Genomic DNA, 16,128 nt, shown 5'->3' with positions numbered 1-16,128 from the left:
AAATACTTATGTACACTAACGTATGGTAAATCAGAGGTATTCACTATGACAACTGATAAGGACTACATGGATCTTGTTGTAAAAGAGGCTGCACACGGGGATGCAGGTAGGGGTATGGCCCGCCTCTCAATCGATGTAATGAAACAGCTTAACCTGGTATCAGGTGATGTGATTGAAATATCGGGCAGGAAAAAAGCCGCAGCCATCGTCTGGCCCGGCTTTCCCGAGGATACAGGGCGGGCCGTCATCAGGATCGACGGGAATGTCAGGAGCAATGCTGGTGCCGGGATAGATGATAAGGTCAGGATTAAGAAGCTGGATGCAGGATATGCAACAAAGGTTGTAATACAGCCGACCCAGCCGATCCGGCTTGTTGGCGGGGAACAATACCTGAAAAGGATGCTTCATGGCAGATCTGTCTCCGCAGGCCAGACGGTCCGGGTAAATGTGCTTGGAAATCCGCTCACCTTTGTCATCTCAAAAGTGAGTCCAAAGGGCATTGCCATTGTTACCGAAGATACTGAGATCGAGCTGAAAGAAACTCCCTATGAAGGAGAAAAAGGAAAAGAAGGCTTTTCTGACATCCATTATGAGGATATTGGCGGACTTGGACGTGAGCTTCAGCTTGTCCGTGAGATGATCGAGCTTCCGCTGCGGCATCCTGAACTTTTTGAGCGGCTCGGAATCGAACCGCCAAAAGGAGTGCTGCTGTATGGTCCGCCCGGAACCGGGAAGACACTCATTGCCCGGGCGGTGGCAAGCGAGGTGGATGCACATTTCATTACCCTTTCGGGCCCTGAGATCATGAGCAAGTACTATGGAGAATCCGAAGGGAAACTCCGCGAGGTCTTTGATGAAGCACAGGAGAACTCGCCCACAATCATCTTCATCGACGAGATAGATTCGATCGCACCAAAACGTGAGGATACGAAAGGGGAGGTGGAACGGCGGGTTGTCGCCCAGCTACTTGCCCTGATGGATGGCCTCAAAAGCCGCGGGCAGGTGATCGTCATTGCCGCCACAAACCTTCCAGATGCAATTGATCCTGCTCTTCGGCGAGGTGGACGGTTCGATCGCGAGATCGAGATCGGAATTCCCGATAAGAAGGGAAGACTTGAGGTCCTCCAGATTCACAGCCGCGGCGTTCCGCTCGCAGAGGATGTCGAGCTCTCTCATTTTGCCGATATCACCCATGGTTTCGTTGGCGCGGATCTCTCCCTGCTTGTCAAGGAAGCGGCTATGCATGCACTCAGGAAGATCATCCCTAGAATTAATGTTGACGAGGATATCCCGACCGAACTCCTTGATGAACTAAAGGTGGTCCGTGAGGACTTTGATGAAGCCCTGAAACATGTTGAGCCAAGTGCAATGCGTGAGGTGCTGGTCGAGGTGCCTGATATCCACTGGAGCGATGTCGGCGGGCTTGAGGATGTAAAAGAGGAGCTCCGTGAAGCAGTGGAATGGCCGCTGAAATTCCCGGATATATTCCAGAGGCTGACTACAAAACCACCCAAGGGAATACTCCTCTTCGGACCGCCTGGCACCGGAAAGACGATGCTTGCCAAAGCAGTGGCAAACGAGAGCGAATGCAACTTCATCTCGATTAAAGGGCCTGAACTCCTCTCTAAATGGGTTGGCGAATCCGAGAAAGGTGTCAGGGAGATCTTCAGAAAGGCACGGCAGGCATCGCCTTCGATCATCTTCTTCGATGAGGTTGATGCACTAGTTCCTCGACGGGGCAGCTATACCGGATCATCACATGTGACCGAGAGTGTCGTCAGCCAGATCTTAACTGAGCTCGATGGTCTGGAAGAGCTGAAGGATGTGGTTGTGATCGGCGCCACAAACAGGCCTGATATGATGGATACAGCCCTGATGCGTCCAGGGCGGCTTGAGCGCCATATCTTTGTCCCGCCACCAGATGACGAGGGCCGAAAGCAGATCTTTATGGTATATCTCAGGGACGAGGAGGGTGTGCTCGCCAAAGATATCGATCTGGATATCCTTGTTGCAGAGACGAAAGGTTTTGTCGGGGCTGATATCGAAGCCCTTGTTCGTGAAGCAAAGCTCTATGCCATTCGTGATTTCATCGCAAAGATGGGTGGCAGGAGCGAGATTGAGATGAAAGATGCAATGGCTAATATCCGTGTCACAAAGGAGCATGTCAGGCGTGCCCAGGAACGGGTCAAGCCCTCGCTCGACAGCGATGCAATTGAGTCAGCCGAGCGGCAGTCATGGGAGTTCCTCTATAATGAAGAACAGAGGAGGATCCTTGAAAAAGCACTGAATGTGGCAAAGCGTGCGCATCTCCAGGAGAAAGGTGAGGAAGTAGCCGATGCCGCAGTGAAGCTCCGCGATAAGGTGACATCAGGAAAGAAACAGTTTGATGTGATCAAACAACAAACAGAAGAACTGGAAAAGCTGATAGCAGAATAGATGAGTGTGACACAAAAGATGAATGACCAACCATCAGATGCATACAGGGAGCTGATCGATGCCGTCCGGAAGATCATGGCAGAATCCATGGATTTCGACGGCACATACCCACGAGTCATGGGATTCCGCGTGGTGATTAATGGCGCCCCTGTGAACATCGCCGAGATGCCATCGGAGGAAGAGGAACACGCAGTCGAGATCTATGAGATCAATGATGACCTGATCATCGCAACCGATGTCTCAGGATATGATCCAGACGAGATCAGGATCTTCTTTGAAAGCGGGCGGCTTCATATTGTCTCGCATGAAAGGAGGTCACCGATTGCAGTGGTCGACCTCCCACAGGTTGATCCCGATAATATCAGGATGAGCTGTATCAACGGGGTTCTGGAGATCACCTGCCGGAAAGATACAGACAAAGGGCACGAGATTATTCATATTGAATAAAGGAATGCGCAGGATTACACGTTATCCTGCTTATTGCAATCCCCCACATCTTTCGTTTTTTAGGGCATATGCCGATGATAGATTCGTATTTTCATTAAATGCCCATGTCCTGGCCAGATGAATGCCTTCGATAACCTTCCGCAACCATTAATCAGGCATGGGATGATATTCTGGGTATGACTGCAGAAGATGTCTTCTCGATTCCACTTGATGTACCGTTTGCGGCAGTTGATACCTTCATCGCGAACTACCAGAGGGTAACCCGTGGTACAGGACGCCTGATGCTCTTTGCCGGAGATCAGAAAGTTGAACACCTTAATGATGATTTCTTTGGAGATGGGATTCATGAAGATGATTCAAGCCCCCTCCATCTGTTCAGGATCGCATCCGAGGGAAAAGTCGGGGTCTTTGCAACACAATACGGGCTTGTAGTCCGATATGGAATGGATTTTCCGGACATTCCATACCTTGTAAAACTCAATTCGAAGACACATCTTGTCAAGACCCAGCAGAAGGACCCATATAGCCCGCTTCTTGTCTCTGTGCAGGATGTTGTTGATCTCCGTGACAGGACAGGGCTTGCAATCGCAGCGGTTGGCTATACGATCTATATCGGGTCAGAATATGAGAGCGAGATGATGCGTGAGGCGCAGCAGGTGATCCTGGATGCGCACAAAAACGGCATGCTTGTTGTGCTCTGGATTTATCCACGCGGAGCAGCAGTAAAGGATGAGAAAGATCCGCACCTGATCGCCGGTGCCGCAGGGGTTGCCGCAGCACTCGGTGCGGATTATGTCAAGGTGAATGCCCCCAAAAAGGAAGGGACACCATCCTCTGAACTCCTGAAAGAGGCAGTGCTTGCAGCAGGGAGGACAAAGGTTGTCTGTGCCGGCGGCTCATCAATCGATGAAAAGAAATTCATACAAGAGCTCTATGATCAGATCCATACCGGCGGCGCCTCAGGAAATGCCACAGGTAGGAACATCCATCAGAAAGGGCTTGCTGCAGCGGTCAGGTTTACTGAAGCAATTTATGCGATCACAGTCGAAGGTGCAACGGTAGACGAGGCATGGAAGATCTATTCTGCTGAGTGACATCCTTTTCCTCCTTCCCCTTTTTTTATGCTCCATACTCATTCTACCCTATCCACAAGGATAATCAACGAGCAGATTATATAAACAAACAATGGCTGGCTCTTCTCCCCCCTCTGTCCTCTATATTGATGATGAGAGAGCACTCCTCGATCTTGGGAAGCTCTTTCTTGAACAGACTGGTGAGTTCATTGTAGATATAGAGACAGAGCCGGAGGAGGGGCTCAACCATATATTAAATAGATCCTATGATGCTGTCATATCAGATTACCAGATGCCGCAAATGAATGGGATTGAACTCTTGAAAGCTATCCGTGCTGCCGGCAGTCCCATCCCTTTTATTATTTTCACCGGAAAGGGAAGGGAGGATGTCGTAATCGAGGCGCTTAATGAAGGTGCAGATTTTTACCTCCAGAAGGGTGGGGATCCCAAATCGCAGTTTGCAGAACTTGCAAAAAAACTTGAGTTTGCCATCAACAGGAGGAGAGCCGAGGATGAGCTGAGAAGGAAGAACGAAGAGCTTGCGGCAGCTGAAGAGGAGATGCGTTCGCAGCTTGATGATTTGATTGCAACTGAAAACCGACTCCGGGATTCCCGGGATCTCTTCCGCACCTTAATGGATCATTCAATTGAGGCGATCTTCATCCATGATCTTGAGGACAAGCTCCTTGATGTGAATGAAACCATGCTCAGGATGTACCGCCTTGGCCGGGAAGAGGCGCTTACATTTACTCTCCGTGATTATACGGGTCCTGCTTCCAATGTGGATGATATCAAGGAGAAGTGGAAGGAGGTCATATCCGGGCAGGATCAACTATTCTCCTGGCAGGCACGGAGGCCAACGGAGAATTCCGTCTTCGATGTCGAAGTATTCCTTACCCGTGTTGTGGTTATGGAGAAGGCATACATCCTTGCCTTTGTCAGGGACATCAGCGGATTGCTTGAGGAGAAAGCCAAAGTACGTGAAAATACCGAGAAATACAAGACAATTGTAGAAAATCTTGATGATATCATATTCACCTTAAATCCTGAGGGCATTGTCACATATCTCTCTCCAAATGTACAAAAAGTCATTGGTATTCCGGTGTATGAGGCAAAAGGAAAGCATTTAACAGATTTTGCAGCTCCCGAAGTGAAGGGGGAAGTTATGCAATTTATTAACCAGATCCTCTCCGGAGAAGAGATCGTGACAGAAGTTCCAGTCAGAAATCAGAAAGGGAGAGATCTCTGGATGAAACTGAAGGCACGGCCGGTAAAGGAGAGAGATACAATAAGAAGTATCCACGGCCTCCTCACGGATATCACTGATATAAAACTGGCAGAAGATGCCCTGATTGAGAGTGAAAGAAAATACCGTGCCCTCGTCGAGAACCTGACTGAGATCATCTATACATTGGATTTGGAGGGTAAAGTGACCTATGTGACTCCAAATACCGAGGCGCTGGGAGGTTACGTGGCGGAAGAGGTGATCGGGAAATCTTTCCTCGAATTTGTGCATCCTGAAGATCGAGAGGGCAGGGAAGAAGAATTCAGGAAGACTGTCTCTGGCAGGGGAAAGGTCTCTGAATACCGCGTGATCGCAAAGGACGGACATTTTGTCTGGATGAGGACTGCCGCACAGCCAATGATTAAGGATGGGAAGGTGGTTGGGGTACATGGTGTTCTGACAGATATCACAGATCGGAAGGCAGCCGAGCAGGATATTAAGATTCACCTCAAGCGGACACGCAGTCTTCTCGATCTCTACCAGAAGAGTGAGGAGACAAAACAGGATGTTCTGGACTATGCCCTTGAAGGGATCCGGGAGATGACAGAGAGCCAGTATTCCTTCATCGGTTTACTTGATGGAGATGAATCGCAACTGACAATCCATGCCTGGTCCGAGGAAGTTATGGATGCATGCAGGATGCCAAGGCCACCCGGGGTATTTATAATAGGAGAAACCGGACTCCTTGGTGAAGTTGTCCGAAACCGGAGATCAGTGATCATCAATGATTATGGTTTGGATCATCCGATGAAACGTGGCTGTCCGGATGGACATGTTACCATTCAGCGGTTCCTCACGGTTCCGATATTTGACGGGGACCGGATCTCTGCAATCCTTGCTGTTGCCAATAAACAGGATCCTTACACAAAAGATGATGCGGATGCCCTCATTACGCTTGGCAATCTCGCTTTTGGCATCCTTGATCAGAAGCAGACCGAGCAGGCACTTCGTGAGAGTGAAGAACGGTTCCGCCGGCTTGCCGAGAATGCCGGGGATATCATCTATAGAATTGATCTTCTCCCAGAACCGCATTTTGTCTATGCAAACCCGGCAATGGAAACTGTCACCGGATATTCACCTGAGGAGTTCTATGCAGATCCCGATCTTGGCAGGCGGGTTATCCACCCGGATGATCAGCTCCCGGACCTCACTGGTGAAAACAAAGGGATGATGTATCCGGTTCTCAGGTATATCCGAAAAGATGGTGAGATCATCTGGGTGGAGCAGCGGAATGTCCCCATCTATGATGATAAAGGTGAGATAGTATCAATTGAAGGGATCGCCCGTGACATCACAGCCACAAAAAAAGCAGACGAAGAGCTTGCCAGAAGTGCCGCAGCCATTGCCGATGCAAACAGGAAACTAAACCTGATGACCGGTATTACCCGGCATGATATCGCAAATCAGCTGACGGTTCTAAATGGCTACCTCTCCCTTGCCGAAGACATCACAGATGAACCAAAGCTCTCCGGATATCTACAGAAGATTGAGATGGCGGCTCTACGAATCCAGAGGCAGATTGCGTTCACCAGAGAATATCAGAACCTCGGAATTGCTGCACCAGACTGGCAGAAGCTCTCGCATGTGATTGGGCAGATTGGTTCTTCAAGGATACCGATTATCAATGAAACCAGTGAGATCTCGATCTTTGCAGATCCACTCCTTCCAAAGGTTTTTGCGAATTTAATGGAGAATACCGAGCGATATGCATTGGACGTCACACGAGTCAGAGTCTCCTGCCAGCTGGACAAGAAAGATGATGGCATCCTAGGGGATTCCGACAGAAACTCACGACCAATACTGATCATCTGGGAGGATGATGGTATTGGGATCAGGGATGATGAGAAGGAGAAGATCTTTGAGCGTGGCTTTGGTAAGAATACCGGGCTTGGTCTCTTCTTCATCAGGGAGATCCTTGGTATCACCGGCATCACCATCTCTGAGAATGGAGTCTATGGCGAGGGTGCGAGGTTTGTGATCAGTGTGCCGGAGAAAGGGTGGCGGGAAGAGAAATAGTGATACGACAACCTCTTTCTGGCCTATAAACATGGTGTATTAATTCCAATGTAGTATCCTATCTTCTTTTTTTGTTGATAACAGATCGAATCTGAGAATTGGTAGTGACGAGAGTGATGCCTCGGGTATCTATTTTTTCCACAGTTATCAATGCGAATCCAACAAATTCATGAAATCACCTGGTATATTCTTTTGATGCCCTCTCATCCAAAAAAAGTCATAAAAAATTATATATACTTTGATTAAATATAAGGAAGTGATATTAGTTAGGCGAAGCGGAGGGTTTATCTCATGGTTGGGGTGCGTGCATACACTGCATGCAGGCCGATGCGTATCCTGTTAATTCTATTTTTGATAGTGTTCTTTATGTATCCGGTGTCTGCACTTGCTCCGCTCGCAGACTTCACAGGTACGCCCACAACAGGCGCTACACCCCTTACCGTCACATTTACCGATCTGTCTGCAAACACACCCACAGGATGGGCGTGGTTCTTTGGCGATGAGGATTATTCTGGGGCGTGGACGAATGTGAATAATAGTGCCGGGTGGTCGGCGCGAAACGGTCATACCGTCACAGTGCTGCCAGACGGGAGCCTTGTCATCATGGGTGGTGAGGATGATCTCGGTTATACGAATGACGTCTGGATTTCCAACGATAATGGTGCTACATGGACACAACAGACAGCTGCTGCCGGATGGACGGCGAGATATGTTCATAGCAGCGTTGTGATGCCAAACGGCAGTATCCTCCTGATGGGCGGGGACGATGGGAGCCTTAAGAATGACGTCTGGATGTCAAACGACAAGGGCGTTACATGGACACAGCAGACAGCCGCTTCTGGATGGACGGCGAGAAGTGGCCATAGCAGCGTAATACTAACTGACAATAGTATTGTGATACTGGGTGGTTATGACGGTGGGACTTTACATGATGTCTGGAGATCAACCGATAACGGGGTTACGTGGATTCAACAGACCGCAGGTGCTGAATGGACTGAAAGGCTCGGCCACTCATGTGTTGTACTGAAGGACGATAGCATTGTGATTTTAGGGGGTTATGATGGCTTAAAAAGGAACGATGTCTGGAGATCAACTGATAACGGAGTCACGTGGATTGAACAGACCGCAGCTGCCGAATGGTTGGGGAGGGAGTATTTCAGCTGTATTGAGATGCCAGACAGAAGCATAGTCATTATGGGAGGTATGGACAGCCAGGGCAATTCCCTGAATGATATTTGGCGATCAACGGATAATGGCGTTACATGGATTCAGGTAAATGCGGGTGCAGACTGGATGGCACGACATTGCCACTCTGGAGTCGCAATGCCAGATGGGAGTATCGTCATCATGGGGGGTTTTGATAGTGTACGAAAGAACGATGTCTGGCGAATGCAACCTGCAGGGTCATCTTTACAGAATCCATCCCATATATATAATACAACAGGTACCTACTCAGTGGCGTTGCAGGCATTCAATACCGTGGGGTATAATTGTACAAGAAAAACAGATTATGTCACAGTAACAGGACTTGTGGCACCAATTGTTACCAATGCGACGACAAACACTGCCGGAACAGAGATCATCGTCACATTCAGCAAGGTGATGGCTGACCCTGCCGGAAAGAACAGTCAGTTCGCGTACCAGATCAACGGAGGGGGTGATCAGACCTTCTCAGCAGCAGTTCTTGATGCTGATACACGAAAGATCGTCCTGACATGCAACGGCACCACCATTGCCTATGGAAATGCAATAACCATTAATTATACAGCCGGTGATGTGACGGCAGGAGATGGTGGGATACTTGCGACATTCACCGGGCAGGCGGTCATGAACATGATGCCTGCACAGATACCTGTTGCCAGCTTCACCGTGAACATCACAGAAGGGAATCCACCGCTTGCTGTCCAGTTTAATGATACATCGACCAATAATCCTACCGCATGGAACTGGTCATTTATCAATGTAACCGGAGACAATACTCCACAGTATTTCAGCGAGAAGCATAATCCAGAACATGTTTTTGGAACAGGAAACTTCTCAATCGTACTCAATGCGAGTAATTCCGGAGGATTCAATATATCAACCCAGACAACGTTCATCAACGTTTCCAAAGCTCCCCCTTCCCCGCCTGTGGCAAACTTCACCGGTACCCCGACCGAAGGCACCGCACCCCTCCAGGTCACGTTCACCGATTCTTCGACCGCTGAACCGACCTCCTGGCTCTGGCATTTCGGTGACGGAACAACAAACACCACCCGGAACCCGGTACACACCTATGCCGCTTCTGGCCTCTACACGGTAAACCTGACCGCAACAAACGCCGGTGGCAGTAATACAACAGAAAAGGTTGATTACATCAATGTAACTCCATCACTACCAACCGTTAGTTCCGCTACAACAAACACCGCCGGATCGCAAATCACCGTTACATTTAGTAAGGCGATGGCTGATCCTGCCGGGAAGCATGGCCAGTTCGCGTACCAGATCAACGGAGGGAGTGATCAGACCTTCTCTATAGCAGTTCCTGATGCCGATACAAAAAAGTTCGTCCTGACGTGCAATGGTACTGCTATTGCCTATGGAAACGTAATAACCATTAATTATACAGCTGGTGATGTGACGGCAGGAGATGGTGGGATCCTTGCGACATTCACCGGGCAGGCGGTCACGAACATGATGCCTGCACCGGCACCACCATCAAATGGTGGTGGATCAGTTCCGGCACCTGCTACCCCACCAGTTCAGCCAGCTGCTCCGGAAACTCCTGTTGAAACACCCCCTGAGGAACCAGCTGACGTACCTCAGGAGATTCTATCAGAAGAAAAAGCAGAGATTCCACCCGAAGTACCTACGGAAGCTCCCGTTATCGATATGACAGAATCATTTTCGGAAGATATCTCATCATCTATAAACAAACTGAAGTCAAGCCTCAGAAGCGGGGGCAGAGACTCTTCTGGCGCCCCCTTACACATCCACATTCCAGTGCCGGCAGATAGCATTATACCACACGATGTGGCTCCCGTCGCCGCGGTTGCAACTGGTGTAATGGCGAGTGCGGGCGCAGCGTCTCTCGCGGGTTTCTTTTCAGGGGGAGGAGGTGGTGCAGGCAGTAGTTTTGGTTCAGGATGGTTCTCATCATTCCTTAAGAGACTGGGCAACATTGTCTCAGAATTCATTGGGGAGGAGGCGCTAGAACTTTACGGCGAGAGAAATACCTTCGAACAGCCTGGATCAAAGAAAGCAGGTGGCCGCCTTATACCTGGGATGACAAGGAATAATCTGATAGTCATTCTATCCGGTGCGATCATTTATGCCGCTGCGTTCATGTTTGCCGATAGAATCGGTTTAGATCCTATGCTGATTCTTATCTATCTCCTGATCGTTGGAATCGCCCTTGTTGCCCATGAACTCGCGCATATGATGATTGCCAGGAAATATGCTATCGAATCAGCCATCCGCATCTATCCCGCAGGAACGATTGCCAGCATCGTCACTGGCGTCTTCTTCGGAAACGTCTTCGGCCAGCCACTCCATATGAAAGTCATGGAAAATGAGTCCCACACTGAAACGGAAAAGGGGCTGACAATGCTAGCCGGACCTGGCGTTAATATCCTGCTCGGAACGGTCTTTCTATTCATGATCCCAGTAGGAGGCATATGGCTGATGATAGGGAGGCTTGGGTTTATTGCAAATATGATCGAAGGTTTATTTTCCATGATCCCTTGTAGGCCCATGGATGGTAAGAGTATCAAGAAATGGAACGCCATTATCTGGGCGGGGCTATTTATCCCCTGGATATTACTGTATTTCATATTGTATGTAATCTGATGACACCTCATGTCAAATTCGTAATTTCTATATGGTTAAGAAAATATTGTTGAATATGGCTTCCTTTTATTTGAGGGGATTTATGGATTTTCTTACATATTCTGGAACCTTTTTCTTCTCCCAAGAATGCATGCCTCGCCCCTGCAGCCTCCAATCGGCTTTTTTGGGTTGCCCAAACCACTCATGCAGCGTGCCATGAGTGCCGCACCACGGGGAAGCGCACTCGATACAAAAACCATTCGATCTACTGGATCACGATACTGTTCGCTATTAATCACCCCTTCGAGGACATATTCGGGTTTTCTCCCGGACATGATCGCCCTACCCGAAAAACCGATCGCCATATCCCCGGTGAATACCTTCTTTTCTGCAGCCACCCTGATCAGGCGGAGGGCCGTCCTCGACATCACGCGATCCACCAGTTCGGTGAATCCTTTTCGACCTTCCTTCCTAAAGACCTCCATGCCGATTTCCATCAATGCATCGTGCCCGTTGAAGTTCTCTCCCGCATCCACACCGAATATTTTGATCTTCATATTCTCTGCGATAGAGGGATCTATTGGAACAAGACCAACATGTGTATGGTTATGGGCCACCTCTTCAACTTTGATCAGTTCATGGACCGAATCGACATAGTTCCTGATTCTCTTTGACTCCTTCTTCGAGAAATAGCCGGAGATGATATTGTCCCCGAAGAATTCACGGGCGGTTCCAATGATTGGATCAACCTCCCCTGTACCTCTTGTCAGTGCGTCTGCGATCGCACCTCCAAGACCAATAATGCACCCGGTGGTCCGGGCATAAGGATCGTCACGCCCTTTCGGCACCGCCTCGGTGAATCTTCCATCAATGATCGTTCCAAAATCAATACCAACACAAGGGTTTCTGAAATCGACAGGAGTGGATAGGGCACCTTGTTTTATTCCGGCAAGCGAGAGATCGCCCTCCATATCGTTTGCAATCATTACCCTGCCGGAGAGCCCGGTCGCAGGTATTGTCCCGGCAACGGCACCGTCATACATCACCCTGTCCATCAGGCTGAATTGCGAGTCATCAGAGGGGAGTTTATCCTTCGACATAGGAGGGCGCATCTTCGAGGGAGGAATGCCCGCATCCATGCACCCCTTGCTCAGGCATCCAAGATATGAATTGATATGCTTATCAGATTCCCATTGGCCCACCAGTCCGGTCGTATGAACCAGATAATCCAGATCTTTCGATGGATCTATCTTGCTTTCCTTCAGGGTTGCTTTAATAATATCACGGATATGCTCCTCCACGGCATTTCTCGAAAGGATAGTGCCATCGAGAGATTTGCCAAATATCTCCTCCCCTTTTTTCGGGGGTCGGATGGAATGGATCATCCAGACCTTCTTGTCTATGATATATGTCAATCCTGATGCAAGATTTGTTCCAACAATTACACAGGCTGTCGTCGTATTGCCAAGGTCAATCGATAATACAATATGATATGCCTCTTCACGATATTCGGGGATAGAAATCCCCCCCAACCTAATGATCTGTGGGACGGCGATATCCTGGACAATATGGGGTTTTACACTCTTTGAGAGCAAGGTAACACACCTCCTGATCCAATAAAAGTGATGATGCCAGACTAGTATAAGATCTTTTCTTATCATATGAAAAGAATAAAGCCTATTATGCTAATATTGAGGCATGTAGCCAAAATAATCGCATGAAGCCCCTCTCCATATCAGGAGGAATGCGCGATAGTTACGCCAATCCTAATGTTGATCGATGGGAGATATCCTGAGATATTTGCAAATCCATGAAACCCATACAATCTGAGCATGAACAGATCCTTCTTCAGCGATCCCAATCATTTTCACTATTATGGTCCGGCGTTTGATCTCACCAATGATCATCTCACCTTAGAAGAGAAGAACAGATTAATCGGGATCATCGCTGAAACCTTTGAAGAGTACCCCGATTGCCGTGAAGTGACCCTTGCCCTGTCATCACTCTATGAGTCCATTGGGGATCGCATATCAGCGTACAGCACATTGATTGATGATTACTTTTTTAGTGAATCCTCCCTCTGCATGATGCGAAAGGCATTCCTCTTTCGTCCATGGAATGAAAAGGATGATCGAAGATTATTGGCAGAGCTCACGAAACGGCATGACGACCCACAGTTAATGCGACGGCTATATGCCTTCCTTGGTTTTACTCTCATGAAAGATGATGAGAGGGCAGAAGAGCTATGGCATAGTCTGCTGGAGGAAACATTGTTTCGTCCACCTTCCGGAACAGACGATATTCTGGATCATTCCTATAGATATTCAGTATTCCACAATCTGTCATTCCGGGAGCAGATCGAAGGTATCAGATACCTTCTTCGAGCAGGAATCCCTGATAATCTGGAGGTAGAACTCGTCAGTTTTTCCGAGGCCATACCATCGTATCTCAAAAATCTCCTCTCATTGATCATGCTCTTCATATCCGATACTGAAGATGCGGAGATAAAAGATCCTCTCTGTGTTGTGATTGCTGCTGCTTTTGGGAGTGTCGAGATAATTGATGGCTTTCTTGCAGACAGTGAGGAGCGATTAGATGAGGTATTTGTGGAGTATATCGAATTACTGCGAGAGGAGGCGGTTACAACCGGGGAGGAGGCGATAGCCTTAATTCACCTCCTCAACCGGGCCGATGATCCAATCCTGCATGAAGAGGGGTTCCTTGATGATTTTGAGAGAGTCATGCAGAGTACAAACCCCAGTGTCCTTATCATTGCAGATTGGATTATTCGCCAGATTCCTGCTGAGAGATTACAGGATCTACCCCAAGAATATCAAACCGAATATTTCAGGAAGAGAGCTGACCTGCTCGAAGATTATTATAAAGATGAACCTGATGACGAAGACACCTCTTTAGAAGAGCTGGAGGAGAGGGTACCTGATGAGATACTTGCACTGAGCCCCGAAGAAGTGATCGAACTGGGGGACATTGAACTCTTCTTCTCCTTTCTCAGGGATCATATCAGTGATGGCAAGTATCTCAATATGAGCGGAACCTTCATTGAACTGGGTCTCGATCTTGACCGGATGGACGAAGTTTTCGACCAGAAAACTGTGTTTATGGAACATAAGTGTAAGCAGGCACTGGCGCTCATCGAGTCTTACCTCTTTGTTCAGGACAGGAATTATAAGCGGGCAGAAGCGCACATACATCAAGGTGAGATGGAGCCGGACGAGGCTGAACTCTTCCTGGCAAGGATCTATCTCCAAACTGAATCTCCAAAGAAGGCAGTTGAAATCTGTGAGAAGCTTCTGAAAAAGAAGCGTATCGGGGTTGACCCCTACCCGATCCTTATCCTGGCATACAGGGCAGCAGGCAGTGAGAAAAAGGCACAAAAAGCCGAGGCGGCAATGAGAAGGCAGGGTTAAATCCGATTCCTGTGCAGTGAGGGATGGTGGAGGAGTGCATTCCCTATCACCCCCCTGGTGGATGTTGAGAGGGTTCAGATATCCGGCGAATTCATGCCACCGGTTTTTCCTCTGTAAGCAGCCAGTACCAAAGAGGTAGGTAGCGGATTGTTTTACCAGATTGTTCCTCCTCATCAAACAGATCCCGGGTCAGGATAAGACCTTCAGTCACCCCAAAATGGTTTATTGCTGAGAGAAGACCCTTAATCTCCCTTTCCCGTGTCAATGGATCAGAGAGATCGATTAAAACCTGGATTAATTCAAATATTTTAAGACCGGTTTTCAGAACGAAATCCACTTCAAGCCCTCTATCATCCTGCCAGTAATAGATATCATGGCCTGTCCGGTATAGCTGGATGAAGACCAGATTCTCAAACAGCCGCCCGATATCCTCAGAGAAGCGGAAAGAGACTGCATTCATCATTCCGGGATTGACACAATAGAGTTTTCTTGGTTTATTCACCTGTTTCTTGAGCATGTCATCATAGTGCCTGATAGAAAAGAGCAGAAATGCCTCCTCAAGATAGGAGAGATAGCGTATAATTGCATCTGTACTGATCGTCTGAAATCCGGAGAAGAGCTTTCTGAGCGAATTATATGTATGAGGCTTTGCCACATTGGAAATACAGAAGATAGCCAGTTCCTTGAATAGAGCAGGATTTCTCACTCCATGCCGGGTTACGATATCCCGGAAGATGATATCATCAAAGTAAGACTGTAGAAGTACAGTTTCATCTGCTGAGGGATAGAGAATCACCTCCGGAAATCCGCCACGAGTGAGATATTCGTGAAAAAGCCTCTTAATCTCTATCTTCTTCTCTGAATAAGGCAGAGTGTTGAGATCCATCGCAATTTCATAGTGATCAACATATTCCCTGAAACTGAAAGGATACATTCTGGTTGTAAGATGCCTCCCGGTGAGGCGGCTAGCAACCTCTTCAGAGAGAAGTGATGCATTTGATCCGCTTATAATGATCTTGAGGTTTTTCTTCCGGTCATAGACACCTTTTATTCCCTGTTCCCATCCGGGACAATTATGTATTTTATCCAGGAAGAAGTACAATCTCTCATCATTTTGCAGCGGATAGAGTTCCCTGAAGGTATCGATTAATCTGTCGAGTTCATCTCCATTCAGCGGCTGTAATCTATCATCATCGATATCGAGATAGAGGATTTGGGATTTTGGAACACCGTTATTGATCAGCTCTTCGATCTGTTGAAACATGAAATATGTCTTGCCGCATCGCCTCACGCCAATGATATCATTGATAAGAGGGAGATCAAGCTGTATGCTGCATTGCCGGGGATACAGCTTCGGAAGATCCCTCTCCTGCCACTCGATAATAGCAGCTTTCAGTTTCGCCACCGTATCCATGATCAATCGTTGTCATCCGGGTTCTCATTCTTATCGTTTATAAACGATAAAAAAATGAGATTTTATCGTATGTAGACGATATGAACAGTGAGTAACTCTACAATGTCACATTAACCAAGCATAATCCTATTCCTCTCCTTGAATTCACCGCATCCATAAGAGAATCATGCTGATTATTTGACTGAGTGTTTCATCCATCCAAAGAATGGTGATGACACCCTC

8 protein-coding genes are annotated in these 16,128 nt (G+C 48.1%); 6 read left to right on the top strand and 2 right to left on the bottom strand.

The window, feature by feature from the left end:
- Positions 1–45: 45 nt before the first annotated feature.
- The 5 genes from FTO68_RS00910 to FTO68_RS00890 all read left to right on the top strand — a co-directional run bounded on the left by FTO68_RS00910 (position 46) and on the right by FTO68_RS00890 (position 11,085).
- Positions 46–2,436: a CDC48 family AAA ATPase gene (locus FTO68_RS00910; protein ID WP_255331476.1), complete on the top strand. Its 2,391-nt coding sequence runs from the start codon at positions 46–48 to the stop codon at positions 2,434–2,436.
- A gap of 18 nt (positions 2,437–2,454) precedes the next feature.
- Positions 2,455–2,883 (top strand): Hsp20/alpha crystallin family protein, encoded by a 429-nt coding sequence (locus FTO68_RS00905; RefSeq protein WP_255331475.1) that lies wholly within the window; start codon positions 2,455–2,457, stop codon positions 2,881–2,883.
- 176 nt (positions 2,884–3,059) lie between these two features.
- A complete protein-coding gene (locus FTO68_RS00900) occupies positions 3,060–3,977 on the top strand; it encodes a beta/alpha barrel domain-containing protein (RefSeq protein WP_255331474.1) in 918 nt (305 codons plus the stop codon).
- 91 nt (positions 3,978–4,068) lie between these two features.
- On the top strand, positions 4,069–7,257 hold the full coding sequence (locus tag FTO68_RS00895) for a PAS domain S-box protein (protein ID WP_255331473.1): 3,189 nt from the start codon (positions 4,069–4,071) through the stop codon (positions 7,255–7,257).
- A gap of 366 nt (positions 7,258–7,623) precedes the next feature.
- Positions 7,624–11,085 carry a Kelch repeat-containing protein gene (locus tag FTO68_RS00890; RefSeq protein WP_255331472.1) on the top strand — a complete coding sequence of 1,154 codons (3,462 nt, stop codon included), beginning with the start codon at positions 7,624–7,626 and terminating at the stop codon, positions 11,083–11,085.
- Between the two features lie 92 nt (positions 11,086–11,177).
- Here FTO68_RS00890 and FTO68_RS00885 read toward each other — a convergent pair whose 3' ends face one another.
- Entirely contained in the window at positions 11,178–12,659 is a 1,482-nt protein-coding gene (locus tag FTO68_RS00885) for a methanogenesis marker 14 protein (protein WP_255331471.1), read from the bottom strand.
- A gap of 237 nt (positions 12,660–12,896) precedes the next feature.
- On the opposite strand from FTO68_RS00885, the gene FTO68_RS00880 reads away from it, so the two are divergent.
- Positions 12,897–14,492 carry a tetratricopeptide repeat protein gene (locus tag FTO68_RS00880; RefSeq protein ID WP_255331470.1) on the top strand — a complete coding sequence of 532 codons (1,596 nt, stop codon included), beginning with the start codon at positions 12,897–12,899 and terminating at the stop codon, positions 14,490–14,492.
- A 91-nt stretch (positions 14,493–14,583) separates the two neighbouring features.
- On the opposite strand, the gene FTO68_RS00875 is transcribed toward FTO68_RS00880, so the two are convergent.
- A complete protein-coding gene (locus FTO68_RS00875; protein WP_255331469.1) occupies positions 14,584–15,906 on the bottom strand; it encodes an ATP-binding protein in 1,323 nt (440 codons plus the stop codon).
- Between the last annotated feature and the right edge of the window lie 222 nt (positions 15,907–16,128).

The sequence above is a fragment of the Methanocalculus taiwanensis genome (genome assembly GCF_024372745.1).
Taxonomy (GTDB): Archaea; Halobacteriota; Methanomicrobia; order Methanomicrobiales; family Methanocorpusculaceae; genus Methanocalculus; species Methanocalculus taiwanensis.
Note: the sequence above shows the minus strand (reverse complement) of the source record. Positions and strands in the feature narration are given on the sequence as shown.

Coding starts and splice junctions, on each gene's coding strand:
- FTO68_RS00910 (WP_255331476.1), top strand. CDS start 46: ATGACAACTGATAAGGACTACATGGATCTTGTTGTAAAAGAGGCTGCA.
- FTO68_RS00905 (WP_255331475.1), top strand. CDS start 2,455: ATGAATGACCAACCATCAGATGCATACAGGGAGCTGATCGATGCCGTC.
- FTO68_RS00900 (WP_255331474.1), top strand. CDS start 3,060: ATGACTGCAGAAGATGTCTTCTCGATTCCACTTGATGTACCGTTTGCG.
- FTO68_RS00895 (WP_255331473.1), top strand. CDS start 4,069: ATGGCTGGCTCTTCTCCCCCCTCTGTCCTCTATATTGATGATGAGAGA.
- FTO68_RS00890 (WP_255331472.1), top strand. CDS start 7,624: ATGTATCCGGTGTCTGCACTTGCTCCGCTCGCAGACTTCACAGGTACG.
- FTO68_RS00880 (WP_255331470.1), top strand. CDS start 12,897: ATGAACAGATCCTTCTTCAGCGATCCCAATCATTTTCACTATTATGGT.
- FTO68_RS00875 (WP_255331469.1), bottom strand. CDS start 15,906: ATGGATACGGTGGCGAAACTGAAAGCTGCTATTATCGAGTGGCAGGAG.